Origin of the sequence: Pseudoalteromonas sp. NFXS39 (assembly GCF_040148775.1) — a bacterium.
Lineage (GTDB): Bacteria > Pseudomonadota > Gammaproteobacteria > Enterobacterales > Alteromonadaceae > Pseudoalteromonas > Pseudoalteromonas apostichopi.
The window spans coordinates 67,982-85,889 of record NZ_JAGDEC010000007.1; the positions used below are offsets into that span (position 1 = coordinate 67,982).

The window sequence follows — 17,908 nt, forward strand, 5'->3', positions numbered from 1 at the left end:
TATAATGTGGGAATATTAAGCCGTACCACCCACCGTTAAGTTATCAATTTTAAGGCTTGGTTGACCTACTCCAACAGGTACGCTTTGGCCATCTTTACCGCACACGCCAACGCCTTTATCAAGTGCTAGATCGTTACCTACCATTGAGATCTGCTGCATCACTTCTGGGCCATTACCAATTAGTGTGGCACCTTTGATAGGTTGCGTGATTTTACCGTTTTCAATTAAGTAGGCTTCAGAGGCGCTAAATACAAATTTACCTGACGTGATATCCACTTGGCCGCCACCAAAATTAGGCGCGAAGATACCCTTTTTCACCGAGCTGATAATATCGGCTTGGCTGTGCTCTCCACCTAACATATAAGTGTTGGTCATACGTGGCATAGGTAAATGAGCGTACGATTCACGGCGCGCATTACCGGTAGGGTTAACCCCCATCAAACGCGCATTTAGCTTATCTTGCATGTAGCCTTTTAGAATACCGTTTTCAATAAGCACGTTATACGCAGCAGGAGTGCCTTCGTCATCTACGTTCAATGAACCTCGGCGATCAGCAATGGTGCCATCATCCACGACTGTACACAGCTCAGATGCAACCTTTTGACCTACCTTACCGCTAAAAGCTGATGCGCCTTTACGGTTAAAGTCACCTTCTAGGCCATGCCCTACCGCTTCGTGTAGTAACACGCCCGGCCAACCTGCACCTAGTACTACTTCCATGCTACCTGCAGGTGCATCGATAGCTTCTAGGTTTACTTTCGCTTGGCGAACAGCTTCTTCCGCGTATTCCATCCAACGCGGTTTGCCATCGACTAACTCTTTAAAATAACCATAATCTAAACGAGCACCGCCCCCTGCACCACCGCGCTCACGACGACCATTTTTCTCAAGTAACACTGAACAATTTAAACGAATAAGCGGGCGAATATCGGTTGCAAAGGTGCCATCACTTGCAGCAATTAACACTTCTTCATAAACCGCCGACATTGAACTGATCACTTGCTCAGCATCAGGTGCTAATTGACGAATATAGCTTTCAAGCTCACGTAGCAGACTTACTTTGTCATCATTGCTCATGCTTTGAATAGGTTGATGCGGCGCATACTGCTCTTTAGCAGCAACATCACTGAATACCTGAATCGTTTTGTTTTCGCCTGCATTGGCAATACTACGCGCTGCGGTTGCGGCTTTATTTAACGCTTCAAGATTAATCGCATCTGAGTATGAAAAACCGGTTTTTTCACCACTAACAGCACGCACACCCACACCGCGTTCAACGTTGTAAGAACCTTCTTTCACTAAGCCATCTTCAAGCACCCAAGATTCGTGGTGACTAGATTGAAAATACAGGTCGGCATAATCAACTTGGTGTTGATGAATAAAAGCGAGCGTTTTTTCTAATTCTTCTCTCGTTAGTTGGCTGTCATGTAATAAATGCTGTTCAACCGTGTTCATAATAAATGCTCTCTAAATCGTTGCTGAGACTGCATAGGCATGTCTTGGCGAATTGTATTCAAGCGGTTTAAATCAAGCCAATGGCTGATAAACCCAGTACCAGAGGCAAGCTCACTGAGCGTTTCTCCCCATGGTGAAATAATAATGCTGTGGCCATAAGTGTGACGGCCATTCTCGTGCTCGCCCCACTGTGCTGCGGCAACCACATAACATTGTGTTTCGATTGCGCGCGCAGCTAATAAAATATGCCAATGAGCAGCGCCGGTGACTGTAGTAAAGGCACTTGGCACTAAAATGAGGTCAGCCCCTTGGCGCTGCATCGCGGTGAATAAGCCACTAAAACGTAGATCATAACATACTGCTAGGCCAATTTTACCAAATGGCGAATCAACCACCACAATATCCTCGCCCGCCTGCGTCGCATCAGACTCTCGGTAACTGCGCGTCGTGTCGGCAACATCTACATCAAATAAGTGAATTTTATTGTACTGTGCAACCACATCACCCTGGTTATTAAATAAAAACGAGGCAGCTAAATACTTACCATTTTGCTGCGAAACAGGGAGGGTACCAGCAGCTAACCAGATATCATGCTGCTTACATAAATCGGCAAGTTTCGCTTTATAAACCTCACTCTGTAGACCTAATTCATAGCTTGCTTGGCTGTGCTTACTAAAAATCAAAAAACTTTCAGGTAAACACACAAGCAATGGCCGAGTAGCAGGTAACTTGGTCAGTGTATCTGCTAGAAAAGCGAGGTTTTGCTCAGCATTCATGCTTGAGCACATTTGTACTGCGACAACCTGTGGTTGATGATTAGTCTTCATTGTTACCTAAACTCGCTGAAGATGCGGCATCTTTTAATTTTAATTGCGTCGACGACTGTGGCTGACTTTGCGCAGCTTGCGGTAACGTCACTTCACGACTCTTACGATCAAGCTCTTTCACTACAGGATCATTCATACTCCCTGTTACTTTAAAGTTGATCTCAGAGATTACTCGTGCCGAGTGAATTACTTTATCGATTGCCAGCGCTGCAAGACCACTTACGGGGTTGACCATCCATGCCACAATAACAGGAATACTTGAGGTTACCTGCGGTGCAACAGCCAGGTCGTAGTCAATTTCAAAGGTGTTTAAGTTAGTGTGGCCTTTAATCGTTAAATCGGCAGGTACACCATCAAGCTTGGTATCTTGAGTGTAAGCAATGCCCTTTTCTAGCTGCATAGTGCCTTGCATGCTGTTATAGAAAAAGCCTTTAGAGAATACATCTCTAAAATCGAGTTTCAGCTTACGCACTAACGAATCTAAACTCAGTAATGAGAATACCCGTGCACCACCATCACTAATTTCTGTAAGGTGACCTTCACCTAAACGCCAATCTAGCTCCCCCGCTAAACTGGGTACGTCAAAGTTATAAGGTGCGCCTTGCCATGCAAGATCAAACTTAATATCGGCATCAGAATCTTTTACTGTTGTTGTGATATCAAATTCATCAAATAACTCACCGATATCGTCACTTTGTAAGTTACCAGTAAAGCGTGTTTGACCATCGGCAAATTGCCCCTTACCACGCAATACATGATCGCCTTTGTCGATAACAAGCTCAGTGAACAAGAGTTTACCTTGCTCTCCTACTAAGCTGCTTTTAATTTTATCGAGTTGATAGTCTGCCACTTTACAATCTTCGCAGTTAAACTCGATTGCTGGAACACGAGTTAACCATCTTAAATCTTCAGGTTCAGAAACTTGATCTGCTTGCTCTGCTACTTCGTTGAAGTTAATACGCAGATAGTCAGTAAAAATTTGAATTGGTCTGCGCGTTTCACCGGTTGGAATAAGTGCGTCGGCACGTAATTCTTTAGCATTTAACCTTAACTCTAAGTCTGATTGTTTTGGTGCTAAGCGAAATTCAAAATCATTAAAGTCGATATTATGTAATGCCAGCTTATTAAATTTACCCGTTACGTTATTGAATGCAGGCATCACACTTGGCGCGTCAGACTTCACTTTGGTGAGCGCAATAATTTGATCAATTAAGCCAAACCAAGGCACTATTTTAGTTTCTGGCAAATCGATAGATACAGCAAAACCTTCACGATTAAGACCTAAATCTTGTGCGCCTAAAATTAAATGGGCATTACTAAATTTCTGTTTACCATTATCTAAAATCGCATTAAAGAAAAGCTGCTCATCGATATTAGCAGTAATCAGATTTGAGATGCGGTCGCCTTGTACCACCGCGGTTAATGGCCAACTTTGCTCTGAACTCTTGTTATAAGGTGCCGGCAACTGGCTAGTCACACCGATTAAGTCGCCACTCACATCTGCACGATAATTGAAATCATTCGGTAAAAAATTAAGTGAAACATTAATATCAACATCGCTTTGACCGCTTAAGTAACCTGCAAGCAAACCATGGGCTTGTTCAATTAAAGGCTCAGCTTCAAGCGCCAGTTTTATATCAATTTCTGCGAGGTAGTTATCAGCCACGCTTTCGCTGTTATAACTCGCAGTGAGTGGCATCCCCATCCAGTTTGCTTTAGCATTTTTTAGGTCGATTTTATCGTTATTAAACTTAACGATACCAGTCATGTTATTAAGTGTGATCCCCGGTTGTGCAAGGTAAACCGGAATATTTGCAAGTTCAACTTCACCAATCGCATCAACATGACCAGAACGTAAATTAACTAACAGCTCAATCTCGGCGGTTGCTTCACCTTGAGGTTGCACGACTTCAAAGACACTTGCTAAAGGCTTTGCAAGCGGAGTCTCAGTAAAGAAAGGATTAAGCTTATTGCCATGGGCGCGCTTGTTTATAGCAACTTTTAGTATCTCTGCATTCATTAAATCTGCAATACTGACGTGCACACTCTCTCCGAGAGATAAATTAACTAGCTTGCCTGACTTGCTATAGATATCCATGCGCTCATTTTCAAAATGTAAAATGACGTTAGCATTTTCAACTGTAGGCCAGCTCGGTGAGAATTTATATTTGGCACTCTCAACATTCGCTAAAACTTCAAATTGACCTTGCTGCTGTTTGAATGGAAAACCTTTAAATGGCCCAGAAAACAACACTTGAGCTTTGTTTACTTCACCGCCCTTAATTGCCCCATTGAGGTAATTAACCAACTTTTCGCTCATCACAGGTAATGGGAAATAATGCCCAGCTACGTTGGCATCAGGGGCATAGGCTTCAGCATATAAATCTAAACGCGGCTCATCAGTAAGACTAAGCATCATCTCAGCTGCAAGGGTAACTTCGTCGTTATCAAGCCAGATATTATCGCTACTAATACGCCAGCCATCGTCGTAACGATGAAGGTCTAGCTCGACATTTAATTGGTTATAAGCAATATCTTGGCTAAAGCTGCCGTTCGTGAGCAGTTGATTATTCTCGCCATATAACTGAATTCGACCAGCTGATTGATTAATTAAGCCATCAACACGAATAGCTTGCCCACCAGGAATACCTTGCAGCGATAGCCAATTAATTTGATCACCTTGAAACCAGAACTGCCACTTATCTTGCTGACCTAATTCTAAATAGGCATCACTTAATTGACCATTGGGTTGGCGTGCTAAAAATGGTGCTAGCACCTCAAAGTTACTTAACTGCGATAACTTGGCGAGTAATGCAAAATCAAATTGTTTAAGCCAGATTTGGCTTTTATCGCCAAGTTGAGCTTCAAATTGTAAGGTCGGCCATTCTTTTAAGTCACTTTCAAACGTGAGTCCGGTGCTTTTTAAGCGCCAGCCATTTTGCTTTGGAAATAAATGAAAGCCACCTTCACTTAAGCTAATTTGATGTGCTTCTTGGTTTTGCTGCCAGTTGATAAAGCTAGGTAGCCACTGCACTTTTACATCGCTGATCAGGCCTTTCTCAAGGCTAAACCACGTCTTTAAGTTGATGTCTGAATTAAGCTGCTGTTTGTCAGTATTAATATATTGCGCCAACCACTTAGACACATCGACGTTCGCTGCTTGGACATAAATATCACCAGCCATGGTTTCGAGGGTTGAGCCATTAAGTGCCATACGGGCGTCAAAGCTACCAACAGAAATCCCCGGTAACGCTAATGTTCCCGAGCCTTGATGCTGCTCTGGGGTATTTTGCCAAACAATGTTTTCAAGGATCAGCTTACGCTCTTTGCCATCACTGAGGGTAAGGTTAAGGCTACTGTCTTGCACTGCAAAGTGGCCTGTTTCACCAAGGAATAAGCCTTCAATCAGTTCTTTTTGCTCAAAGTTGCCTGCTTGCTGGTTATTACCCAAATCAAGCATAGTGGGTAAATCAACATCAGCATGAAAGCCATTGATCACAAAGTAGCTCGATTTAAGCTGACGGCTTTTCACCGACTCCCATAAGTTTACTTCAAGGCTGGCTTTATCAATGGTTAATGCGATGGGTGAGGTTTGGTTATCTTCAAACGAAATGTCTTCAATGACTAAGGCAGGACCTTTGCCCTGCCAGCTAGCCGAGATAGAACCAATCGCTAAATTAACATCAAAACGTTCATACAAAAACGCTTCAATATCATCTTTATAGTCATTCGCATAAGGGAGTGAATACTTCACAACAGAGACAATAACGGCCAGCAGTACGAGAGTGATAGCAAATACTTGCCATAACTTACGTAAACAATAAAAGCAGACCGTTTTTGCCTTCATTACATCATTACCACATCAAACTGTTCTTGGTTGTATAAACTCTCTGTTTGAATACTGACTTGCTTACCGATAAATAGTTCCAGCTCTGCAAGATTGTGATACTCATCGTTGATCAGCGCTTCACTTACCGAAGGAGCGGCATAAACCATGAACTTATCAGCCGCATAAGCACGGTTTACCCTAACGATTTCACGTAAAATTTCGTAGCAAACTGTTTCTACCGTTTTTTGTGAACCACGACCGGAACACGCAGGACACACATCACAAAGGATATGCTCTAAGCTTTCGCGGGTACGCTTGCGGGTCATCTCTACTAAGCCTAGTGCAGATAGACCATTTATGTTGGCTTTTGCACGATCTTTTGCAAGAGCTGACTCAAGCGAGTGCAATACTCGGCGCTTGTGCTCATCACTGACCATATCGATAAAGTCGATGATAATGATGCCACCTAAGTTGCGTAACCGCAGTTGACGTGCAATCGCAGAGGTCGCTTCGATATTAGTATTAAAAATGGTTTCTTCTAAATTACGATGACCAACAAACGCACCAGTATTTACATCAACGGTTGTCATCGCTTCGGTTTGGTCAATAATTAAATAACCGCCCGATTTAAGCTCAACTTTACGGTGGAGTGCTTTTTGAATCTCGGTTTCAACATCGAATAAATCGAAAATAGGCCGCTCACCAGGATAATATTCAAGTGCTCCCGATAAGATAGGCACAAACTCTTCTGTAAACTCTTTAAGCTCCTGATAAGTGAGCTTTGAGTCAACACGAATACGCTCCATGTCTTCACCTACGTAGTCACGTAAAGTGCGAAAAGCGAGTGTTAAGTCTTCATGCAAGATGCTTTCTTTACTGATTTTTTTACGCTTAGTAACAATTTTTTGCCACAGTTTTTTTAAGAACTCAGCATCATGACGTAGCTCAGCTTCCGACGCACCTTCTGCTGCGGTACGAACAATAAAGCTGCCATCATCATCGCCATATTCAGCAACAATTTTCTTTAAGCGTAAACGTTCTTCTTCAGTTTCAATGCGCTGACTCACACCAACATGAGTTGCATCTGGCATGAACACTAAGTAACGTGAAGGAATGGTGATATCAGTTGTTAAGCGTGCACCTTTGGTTCCAAGAGGGTCTTTAACCACTTGCACCATGATATATTGACCTTGGCGCACAAGCTCACGAATATCTTGTACTTTCTTTATTGGCTGCTCATCAACGCCTTCCACAATCGAGGCACTGTTTACAATGTCCGATGCATGTAAAAAGGCAGCTTTCTCTAAGCCAATATCCACAAACGCAGCTTGCATGCCTGGTAAAACACGGCTGATTTTACCTAGGTAAATGTTACCGACAATACCTAGGTTGCCAATTCGCTCTAGTTGAATCTCTTGCAGTACGCCATTTTCGATAAGCGCAACGCGACTTTCGCTCGGTGTAACGTTGATCAGTAATTCAGTGCTCATGTTACCCTCTTAAAAATTCGTTTAATAACTGCTCTGTCTCATATAAAGGTAAGCCTACAACTGCAAAATAGCTACCCGAAAGATGACTAACAAAGCGCCCACCTAAGCCTTGTATGCCATAACCACCAGCTTTATCTTGTGGCTCACCACTATGCCAATAGGCATCAATTTCAGCATCGCTGAGCACTTTAAATGTGACATCAGTCACAACAAGACAGCTTTTTACTTGCTCACTATCAGCAATTGCCACAGCCGTCATCACTTGATGGGTACGGCCAGATAAACGCTTCATCGTGGTAGTAAAATCTGCTTGGTCTAGCGGTTTACCGAGTGCGGTATCATCAATTACAACTACGGTATCGCTGCCAAGTACTGGACGGTCAATGTAACCCATAGCTACGCCTGATTGTGCCTTGAGTCTGGCAAGACGCTCTACATAGTCACGAGGGGCTTCGTTTGGGAACTGACTTTCATCTGCATCAACGCTAAATTGAGAAAACTCAACGCCAAGTTGGCTGAGCAACTCTTTTCGGCGCGGTGATGCAGACGCCAAATAAATTGCGGTTTGCATTATCTAATCCTGAAATGACGGCGATATTTACGCAAAATTAAGAAAATCCACCACCAACAAAGCATGCCGGTTAGCACTGGCCACATATAATGGGGGCTAAAGTAAACGCCCATTAAAAAGTGGTTAAGCCAAAACTGCATGAGGTGATAAAGCGTTAAAAACAAAGCAATTAATATACTTTGCTGCCATAAAGAAAAGTTTCTAATTTTTTGGAAGTTACTAGCAGTGATAAATATACACACCGAATAAGTCAGTGAGTTCACACCTAATGGCGATCCTGATGCAAGGTCCATCAATAAACCAACCACCCAAGCTGTGCCAATATTTAAACGGTGTGGCACCGCTAATGACCAATACATTAATACCATTAACACCCAATCTGGACGATAGGGCTCAAACGAAATAGGTAACGGCATTAACGCCATAACCAATGCAAAGAAAATACTGATAGCAATCAGCAAAGAGTGACGACTATTCATTGCTCATGCTCTCCTGCTGATTACGCCACAGCACAACCAATAAGCGAATACGATCGAGTTGTGCAATGGGTTCAGCATAAACTTGTGCAAACGGACGCCCTTCATCGCGGTTAATTTCGGTCACCACTGCAACCGGATACCCCTCTGGGAACGTGCCCCCCAGACCTGAGGTAACCAGAATATCGCCAATGCGAACATCAAGGCTATGCGGAACGTGCGAAAGCTTTACTACGTTAATTTTGCCAATCCCTTCAACTACGGTTCGCACATCGTTACGTAGAATACGCACTGGTGTGGCATGGGTTGTATCTGTCATCAGTAGTACTCGAGAAGTAGTCGAGCCCACTTGAGTGATTTGCCCCACAACCCCCATTTCGTCAATGACGGCTTGACCTTCACTTAGACCATCAGTTGTGCCACGGTTAATAACCACCTGATGGCTATACGGATTAGAGTGAACAGAGAGTACTTGTGCAATGATTTTACGATTTGATTGCTTAGCTGATGAACCCAGTAACGCTCGTAACTTATCGTTTTCACGAGATAAAAATTGCAATTGTTGTAGTTGTTCGCTTTGTAGTAACTGCTTCTTTTTTAACGCTTCGTTTTCAGTTAATAGCTGTTCGCGGGTGTGCAGATTCTTCGCGCCAATACTAAATAACTCATAGGGTAAATTGGCAAGATAAATAAGTGGGCTAACTAGGGTATTTAAACTAGTGCGGATTGTTGTACCACCTTGAGTGTAGCGATCGCCCACGATCAACACGACACTCAAAAGCACTGCGACAAAAAGTCGCAGTTGCAAAGAGATGGTACGACCAAACAGTAACTTCATTAGTCGTAACTAAATACGTCACCACCGTGCATATCAATCATTTCTAGTGCCTTACCGCCGCCACGAGCAACACAGGTTAATGGGTCATCAGCAACCACAACTGGAATACCGGTTTCTTCCATTAATAAACGATCTAAGTCTTTTAATAATGCACCACCACCTGTTAATACCATACCATGTGCAGAGATATCAGACGCAAGCTCTGGCGGAGATTGCTCAAGCGCAACCATCACTGCACTTACAATACCCATTAATGGCTCTTGTAATGCTTCTAAGATTTCGTGTGAGTTCAGTGTGAAAGAGCGCGGTACACCTTCAGCGAGGTTACGACCACGTACTTCAATTTCAATTGGCTCGTCAGTTTTGAAGGCCGAACCAATTTGGTGTTTAATGTTTTCAGCCGTTGCTTCACCAATTAAACTACCAAAGTTACGGCGTACATAGTTGATAATCGCTTCATCAAACTTGTCACCACCGATGCGTACAGATGAAGAGTAAACCACTCCATTTAGTGAAATAATGGCAACCTCAGTTGTACCACCACCGATATCAACAACCATCGAACCCGTTGCTTCAGATACAGGCAAACCTGCACCAATCGCCGCAGCCATTGGCTCTTCAATTAAATAAACTTCACGTGCACCAGCACCCATTGCTGATTCACGAATAGCACGTTTTTCAACTTGAGTTGCACCACAAGGCACACAAATAAGTACACGCGGGCTTGGACGCATAAAGTTGTTGTTATGCACTTGTTTAATAAAGTGTTGAAGCATTTTTTCTGTCACATAGAAGTCAGCAATAACGCCGTCTTTCATTGGACGAATCGCTTTAATGTTACCCGGAGTACGACCTAACATTTGCTTAGCTTCAGTACCTACAGATGCCACGCTCTTAGGGCCACCAGCACGCTCTTGACGAATAGCAACAACTGAGGGCTCGTTTAATACGATACCTTCTTCTTTTACATAAATTAGGGTATTGGCTGTACCCAAGTCGATCGATAGATCGTTTGAAAAAATACCACGGAGTTTTTTAAACATGAGGCTGGATGACCTTTGAAAAATTCATTCTTATACTAGCTGCTCTCACTCTATCATGCTAATCATGAGAAAGCGCAACTGCTTTATTTAAATTGCTAAAAAAGGAAGCATCCATTGCTTCCTTTTCAAATTCCTATCGTTCGCGTACTAAACGGAAACCGATATAGTTTGCACGGAAATCTGGCGCTAAGATTAAGCGCGTTGATACGCGTGCTAGGCTAGGGGCAAAATTCCATGCACCGCCTCGAACAGCCACATCAGACTGTCCTGACTTTTTGTTTGTCCATTCCCACACATTACCTACTGTATCGTATAGGCCAAATGCGTTAGGAGAAAACGATCCTGTTGGTGCAGCGCTCTTATTTGACCATTCGCTACCACACCAGCCACAGTTCGCTAGATTCTTTCCAATTTCGTTACCCCAAGGGTATTCAGTTTCTTTACCTGCGCGTGCAGCGTACTCCCACTCAACCTCATTGGGTAAACGAAATAACTGGCCTGTTTGACCCGATAACCAATCTGCATACGCTTTGGCATCATTGTAAGTTAAACAAACCGCCGGAAAATCACTTTCTTGATCAAAGCCTGGGTTACGCCAGTTTAGGGTTGCTTCCCACACAGGTTCACCATTTAAGTAATACGCACAGCCGCGATCTTTTTCTGCTTCTGTTTTGTAGCCCGTATTCGCAACGAATTGCTCATACTCGCCAACGCTTACTTCTTTGCTTTGCATTGCAAATGAATTAGCAATGGTTTTTTCTACCACTGGACGTTCATTCGCTAAACCGTTGCCGTTAATATCACCCATCTTAAATTTACCAGCGGGTATAACCACAATGCTGGCAGAGCTGGTTTTATTAACAATACTTGCCACGGGAGCTATTACTGGTTGAGTTGGTGCTGTAGTAACCTCAGCAACAACTGGTTCTGGTACTTTCACTAGATTTGCATTAATTGTTTGCGCTTTACGCAGATCAATTCGCGCTTTATAGCTTTTGTAGCCTCGTTTGCGAATTTCAATATCATGGAAACCTTTTGGTAATGATGTCGTTAACCTAGTTGCGCCATAGCTCACACCATCAATAAACACTTCGTCATCATAAACATTTGAACGCAGTGTTAATTCAACCATTTTAGATTTTTTTAGATCAGGTAATGGTTCAACCTTTATTGGCTTTTTTACAGAGTAATCGCTTACAGGTTGTTCACTCATACGTGAAACCGATACCACCTGCCCATTATCCTGAGGATCACTGAATGTTAACTGACTATCTGAATATGTGGTCCCGTAGCTTGGCTGAAAGTTTCCAGCTAAAGGTGTGCCATAGTCTGCACAAAAACGGTTGTCTAAATTAAGTAAGCTACATAAACGGCTACTATTTACATCACCGCGCATCGTCACGCTTAAGTTAACGTTGTAGTTACCTTGCCCACTAAAAGCGCTATTCACTACATGGCTACTTAAAATCTTAACTTGTGCACCAGCAAGGTTGCGTTTTGGTTCAACTAAACGCTCTTCAGTTAAGTTAGCAAAAATTTGGTCTACAAAACGTTTAGTGGCTTTTTGTAAGCCCATTTGCTGGCCGCGCTGTTCACATGCAGCAAGTGTTTCAGTGCGCTTACAGTTAATTGTATGATTAACCTCTAATGTGCCTTCACGAGTGAATTCGTTACGTAAACGCTCAACACGTGCCGTTGCTAACTGCTCTTTTAAACTTTCTAAGGTGTTTAACTGTGTATGTTTTGATACACGAATTTGCTCAATGTCTTTTCTATGTGAAGCAATTGCCGCCAATTGCATCGAAATATCATCTTTGTTTTGTTTGTGATCAACAACCGCTTTTTGATAGCGCGACTGCGCATTGCTGATATCAAGGGTTGGGTCATCAATTAGTCGGCGGTACATCTCGTTCATTGCATCTAGCGCTTGATTCTTTTCTTTGTCTAGCTCAGTTGAGCGGGCGCGCAATAATTCGAGTTGTTTTTGTAACTGACTTTCTTCTTTTAGGTGTTTTTCGAGGATTAGGGTCGAGTTATCGTATTCGGCTTGTTTTTTACTGATCTCTGATTCAATGCCAGTTACCGTAGCAGTATCTTGTGCAAATGCACTAGTTGCTAGCAAACTAACTGAAATTAACAGAGATAAAGGAGCAATTCGCATATATTCCATTCCCAAAAAGCGGCAATTATTTGGTCATTATTATTTTTTTATAATTAAACTCTTATGCTATGTACTTGCAAAGCAAAACACAAGCTTTGTTCAATTATTATCTGAGTTTACATCTATTACCTTAGTTGATGCCAGTAAATAACAAAATCATTTTGGTTTAATTGACTAATTTCTATCTGTAAGACAACTTTGCTACAATTGGATGTGTTTTTTTACTGAATGATACCGTGTACACTTTCTTTGAATCACCAATACAAACTGTTAATCACCCATTACTAACTGCACGTAAAATTCACCTTAGTATCAAGCGTGATGATCTTATTCACCCACAAATTAGTGGCAATAAATGGCGTAAGTTAAAATTTAACTTAGATGCTATGAAACAACAGAGGAAATCTGAGTTACTCACTTTTGGTGGTGCGTTTTCAAATCATATCCATGCTACGGCCACTGCAGGCAAACTATTTGGTTTTAAAACCCATGGTATTATCCGCGGCCCCGAATTAGATGAAGCAAACCCAACACTAAATTACGCTAAACAATGTGGAATGAGCTTGCACCCTGTTAATCGTATTACTTACCGTTCAAGGCACGATCAAACTTATTTGGCAAAATTACAAAAGCAGTTTCCTAATGCGTACATATTACCCGAGGGTGGCACCAACGCAGCAGCGCTTTTAGGCTGCAAAGAATTAGCACAGAGCTTACCAAGTTGTGATGTGCTTGTTTGTCCAACAGGTAGTGGTGGCACATTAGCGGGCTTAATTGAAGGTATGCCAGAGCATACTCAGTTATTAGGTGTGGCAGTGTTAAAGCAAGCTCACTATTTAATTGAGGAAATAAAGCAGCTCAGCAATAAAGCAATGCTACAGCAAAACTGGCAGCTGCTTTGCGATTTCCATGATGGTGGCTACGGAAAGTTTAGCGATACTTTATGGCAGTTTTGTCAAACGTTTACTAAGCAACACGCAATCCCACTTGAACCTATTTATAGCGGTAAAATGCTTTATGCCGTTTGGCAACTAATTGAACAAGGTTATTTTAGCGAAGGAACGCGCATTATTGCTGTCCATACTGGTGGGCTGCAAGGTTTAGATGGCCTTAAATATCGAAGGCTAATAAACTAACTATGAGGCGTAATATCAGCCAGCCTTTGCAATGGCTCTGCAAAGTAAAAACCTTGTGCAGCTACTACACCTAGGTTTTTCAAGGTAGCGAGTTCGTTTTGAGTTTCTACCCCAACCGCATACACTGGAAAGTTTAATTCTGTGCCTTTAGTAATTATTTGTTTAACGGTTTTTTGTTGCTGAGTATTAGTATCAATATTGTGAATAAGCTCAAACGCCAGCTTAATACTGCGTACACTTTTGATATTTTTTTTATAAGTTGCTAGATGCTCTGCACTGCGAACATTATCGATAACAATACCTGCCGACAGTTTTTCTAAACACTCGAACTGGGCACTGAGCTTTTTATGCTGTTTTAAATAATCATCTTCACTGAGTTCAAATTGCAATTTTTCTGTACAATTAAAATCATCCATTTGCTGTTTAAACCAAACCCAAAACTCATCATTAAACCAATTCATTGCATGCAAATTGATGCTTACTATTAATGTGCCAGTTTCGTTCACCAGCATTTTCTTCACTTGCGAAACCACTGTTTTATCCAACAGCAAGACATCTTTTTTACTGCTCATGTGCGGAATAAAGTGCCGCGCAGCCAACAAACCTAAGTTTTTATGGCGTATGCGGATCAATGCCTCGTGCTGCAAAATGTCACCTGTTTGTAAGTCAAACAACGGCTGAAAAAACAACATAAAATGCTTTTTCTTTATATATTCAAAAAGGTGCTCTTTGCTATCAGCCAAAATACTTGACTGTGTATGACCAAAAGGCAAGCGGTGAATATGCTGCCAAGCACTTTGTTTCGCCAATGCTAATGCCGATTTCGTAAGCTGATATACAACGGCCTGATCGGCGCCTGTACGGTAATTACATACGCCAATTTTAATATCAGAGCGAGACAAGTCACTTCGGTAGTTTAAGCAAGCTTGATATATAACTTGATGTAATCGCTTAGTGTATTTGTCGACTTCAGTAGCAGGTACACTATTTAAGGTCACGGCAATACCACCAGATGGCAACAATTTAACAGAACGATTTACAAGCTCACCAAACCCTTTAGCTATTACTAATTTAAAGTAATTATCAACGTCGAGGTTGGCAGGAAATGGGTTCTTCCAAAAAAACAACGCAAACAAGTGATTATAATTTGTGGGTACACCATACAAAATATTCAAATCTTGATGGCCTAAAGGTTTTGGCGATGCTATTTTTTTTGTCGCCGACTGAATATTCGGCTTCTTAGTTGGATTAATTATTGGTTTATCTACGACAGCCAATTGCTTGAACATTTTTTTCCACCAGCGAAACCCCCAATACCCTGCTCCAAGCAAGATTAAATTTAAGAAAATAAATAAGTGGCTTTCGACCAGCCAAGAAGGCCAATGAAAAAGACGTAGATTAACCGTTTTATAGCTAAACACCTCTTGTTCAAGGTTAATAAAATTTGCAAAGTTAGAGGGTACGTCACTGACACTCACAGCAAAGCCTTGGCTCTTAGCTAATGAAGCAATAATATCTTGCGAGGCAACTGGGTCGAGATTTAACTCATAAACCTGTTTGGCAAGCTCAGTCCCTGTGCGATGCACTTTGTCGTGCAGCACATCACTTAAGAAAATATTAAAAACAACCAATAGCAAAAACGCGGCCATCATATAGATGACCACCGGTTGCTTGAATTGTGAAGTTAAATCTCGTTTCATTTCACAGGTTAGTTGCTTAAACATATACAAAGTGTTGTCCAAGAACCCTATAAATACAAGGCTGCAGGGCGATTTAAAGCAAGATCAGAAAAATCCTATAACCAGCGCTGTCAAAAGTTTTGTAATTTTAAATACCTAGCAATAATAGTTAATGAGAATTATTTTGTAACCAACACGACTCAATTAAAGAGTAGTGATACGAAGTGTTATGCAAATAAAAAACCCAGCTACTAGGCTGGGTTTAAAATATTGCAAACACTTAACGGTGTCTGGTCATTTAGAACGGGATATCGTCATCAAAGTCGATTGGTGGTTCCATTGGATTTGATGCGCCACCTTGTGGTGCATTTTGAGGCTTAGGAGCAAAACCACCTTGTTGAGGTGCGCTGCTTTGCTGCTGACCATAACCGCCACCATATTGGTTATTGCTTTGTTGTTGTGGTGCAGATTGCTGTTGCGGACGCTGTTGCTGCTGTGCTGGCGCAGACTGTTGCTGTGGAGCATAACTATTATTGCTTTGTGATTGCTGAGCACCACCGCCGTATCCGCCACCTTGTTGCTGACCACCTTGGTAACCGCCTTGTGATTGACCACCTTGATAGCCACCACCTTGTTGCTCACCACGGCCGCCTAACATTTGCATTTGACCGCCCATGTCTACCACGATTTCTGTGGTGTATTTTTCTTGGCCTGATTGATCAGTCCATTTACGGGTTTGTAAACGACCTTCAATGTACACTTGTGAACCTTTGCGAAGATACTCACCAGCAACTTCTGCTAGTTTGCCAAATAACACGACACGGTGCCATTCAGTACGCTCTTGCATTTGCCCTGTGTTTTTATCTTTCCAGCTATCTGTCGTAGCAATGCTGATATTCGCTACGCCATTGCCATTAGGCATATAACGTACTTCTGGATCTTGGCCTAAATTACCAACCAAGATAACTTTGTTCACACCGCGTGCCATGGAACTTCTCCTATAAAACGTTAGATTAAACCAGCCACTTTGCGTGCTTGGTCTAGGTCAAATTCTTTATCATTAATCTTTAAATAGCTGCGATTTTCATCACAGACGACCGTTGCTTCAATTACGCCCGGTAAAGCAACAAGACGAGAAGCAAGCGCTTGTGCCTGCTGCTCTGAACTTAATTCAGTCATTAAGCTAATTATTTTACTTCTTGGTGGGACTTGCATATTCCAAGCAAGGATAAGCCATATTACCCCAACAAGTGCCGCCGCCGCAAACACTGCTTGCGCACTTAATGCTTGAGCAACGTAACCTCCTAATAAACCACCTAAAAAGGCACCAAAAAACTGCGTAGATGAAAATACCCCCATCGCAGAACCTTTCTGGTTTGCAGGGGCAATACGCGACACAAGTGCAGGCATGGTTGCCTCTAAAAAGTTAAAAGCAATAAAATAAACCAGCATACAAATGCCAATGCCAATCACCGAATCAACCCATAACGACATCGCTAACATACTTAAAACAAGTAGCGCGATTGAGCCAATAAAGGCTTGTTTTTCTTTTTCTTTACGAATCGCCACAATCATCATCGGTGCCATCAAGAAAAACGCTAAAAACAGCACAGGGATATATAAGTACCAATGGTGATCTGCAATTAAACCATCTTTTATAAGCTGCCCTGGTAAGGCTACAAATACGGTAGTTAATGTAAGGTGAAGTAGCATTACACCGAAATCAAGGCGCGCTAATTGTGGGTGTTTAATGAGTTGTTTAATGTCATCAACTGTCGCTAGCGTATCACCTCTTGGTGCCTTACTAACAGCATTTGGCACTAAAAATAACACGATTAAAATACCTAAAATGGCAAGTCCAGCAGTAAGCCAAAATACCCCAGCGACTCCCCAAGATGCAGCGACAATTGGCCCAAGTAACATGGCGACTGCAAAGCTCATACCGATACACATACCGATTACAGCCATCACTTTCGGGCGTTGTTCATCACGGCTTAAATCAGAAGCAAGCGCTAATAACGCACTGGCAATTGCCCCCATCCCCTGTAGTGCGCGCCCTAGCGTAACCATTTGCACAGACTCAGCCGTTGCCGCGATCACAGAGCCAAGAGCAAACACACAAAGGCCACCTATAATGACTTTTTTACGGCCAATTTTATCTGACAACCAACCCATTGGGATTTGCAAAACAGCTTGTGTTAAACCATAAGCACCAATAGCAAAGCCAATCCAAAGCGGTGAAAACCCTTCCAACTGCTGACCATAAATCGCCAACACTGGCATCAGCATAAATAGGCCAAGCATACGGAATGCAAATACGCTCGCCAACGAAACGGCTGCGCGTTTTTCTCGAGAGTTGAGTGAAGATGCTGTCATGAATTACTGATCTTGCTGTCTATTTAA

At 42.3% G+C, this 17,908-nt stretch carries 13 protein-coding genes; 1 reads left to right on the forward strand and 12 read right to left on the reverse strand.

Annotated features, from left to right (window positions below; all coding sequences use genetic code 11):
- Window positions 1-15 precede the first annotated feature (15 nt).
- The 9 genes from tldD to J3455_RS14070 form a co-directional block, all read right to left on the reverse strand.
- Window positions 16-1,455: a metalloprotease TldD gene (gene tldD, locus J3455_RS14030; RefSeq protein ID WP_130049770.1), complete on the reverse strand. Its 1,440-nt coding sequence runs from the start codon at window positions 1,453-1,455 to the stop codon at window positions 16-18.
- The gene (locus tag J3455_RS14035; protein WP_130049771.1) at window positions 1,452-2,282 is read right to left on the reverse strand and encodes a carbon-nitrogen hydrolase family protein; all 831 of its coding nucleotides are present in this window, start codon (window positions 2,280-2,282) and stop codon (window positions 1,452-1,454) included. Before J3455_RS14035 ends, tldD begins: the two co-directional genes overlap by 4 nt.
- On the reverse strand, window positions 2,272-6,129 hold the full coding sequence (locus J3455_RS14040; protein ID WP_349561947.1) for a YhdP family protein: 3,858 nt from the start codon (window positions 6,127-6,129) through the stop codon (window positions 2,272-2,274). The genes J3455_RS14035 and J3455_RS14040 overlap by 11 nt, the downstream gene beginning before the upstream one ends.
- Entirely contained in the window at window positions 6,129-7,601 is a 1,473-nt protein-coding gene (gene rng, locus J3455_RS14045; RefSeq protein WP_130049773.1) for a ribonuclease G, read from the reverse strand. Before rng ends, J3455_RS14040 begins: the two co-directional genes overlap by 1 nt.
- 1 nt (window position 7,602) lies before the next feature.
- On the reverse strand, window positions 7,603-8,172 hold the full coding sequence (locus J3455_RS14050) for a Maf family protein (RefSeq protein ID WP_167658712.1): 570 nt from the start codon (window positions 8,170-8,172) through the stop codon (window positions 7,603-7,605).
- Window positions 8,172-8,651, reverse strand: coding sequence for a rod shape-determining protein MreD (gene mreD / locus J3455_RS14055; protein ID WP_054552785.1), 480 nt, complete (start codon window positions 8,649-8,651; stop codon window positions 8,172-8,174). The genes J3455_RS14050 and mreD overlap by 1 nt, the downstream gene beginning before the upstream one ends.
- A complete protein-coding gene (gene mreC, locus J3455_RS14060) occupies window positions 8,644-9,486 on the reverse strand; it encodes a rod shape-determining protein MreC (RefSeq protein WP_130049775.1) in 843 nt (280 codons plus the stop codon). The genes mreD and mreC overlap by 8 nt, the downstream gene beginning before the upstream one ends.
- Window positions 9,486-10,529, reverse strand: a complete 1,044-nt coding sequence (locus tag J3455_RS14065; protein ID WP_054552787.1) for a rod shape-determining protein — start codon at window positions 10,527-10,529, stop codon at window positions 9,486-9,488. Before J3455_RS14065 ends, mreC begins: the two co-directional genes overlap by 1 nt.
- 133 nt (window positions 10,530-10,662) lie before the next feature.
- On the reverse strand, window positions 10,663-12,690 hold the full coding sequence (locus J3455_RS14070; RefSeq protein ID WP_167658713.1) for an SUMF1/EgtB/PvdO family nonheme iron enzyme: 2,028 nt from the start codon (window positions 12,688-12,690) through the stop codon (window positions 10,663-10,665).
- 236 nt (window positions 12,691-12,926) lie between these two features.
- Here J3455_RS14070 and J3455_RS14075 point away from each other — a divergent pair, with 236 nt between their 5' ends.
- On the forward strand, window positions 12,927-13,826 hold the full coding sequence (locus tag J3455_RS14075) for a 1-aminocyclopropane-1-carboxylate deaminase/D-cysteine desulfhydrase (RefSeq protein WP_349561948.1): 900 nt from the start codon (window positions 12,927-12,929) through the stop codon (window positions 13,824-13,826).
- Here J3455_RS14075 and J3455_RS14080 read toward each other — a convergent pair.
- The 3 genes from J3455_RS14080 to J3455_RS14090 form a co-directional block, all read right to left on the reverse strand.
- Window positions 13,823-15,550: an EAL domain-containing protein gene (locus tag J3455_RS14080; protein ID WP_349561949.1), complete on the reverse strand. Its 1,728-nt coding sequence runs from the start codon at window positions 15,548-15,550 to the stop codon at window positions 13,823-13,825. The two genes, J3455_RS14075 and J3455_RS14080, sit on opposite strands and share 4 nt — an antisense overlap.
- A gap of 253 nt (window positions 15,551-15,803) precedes the next feature.
- Window positions 15,804-16,493, reverse strand: coding sequence for a single-stranded DNA-binding protein (gene ssb, locus J3455_RS14085; RefSeq protein ID WP_054563349.1), 690 nt, complete (start codon window positions 16,491-16,493; stop codon window positions 15,804-15,806).
- 20 nt (window positions 16,494-16,513) lie between these two features.
- A complete protein-coding gene (locus tag J3455_RS14090) occupies window positions 16,514-17,881 on the reverse strand; it encodes an MFS transporter (protein ID WP_130049780.1) in 1,368 nt (455 codons plus the stop codon).
- Window positions 17,882-17,908: the final 27 nt, after the last annotated feature.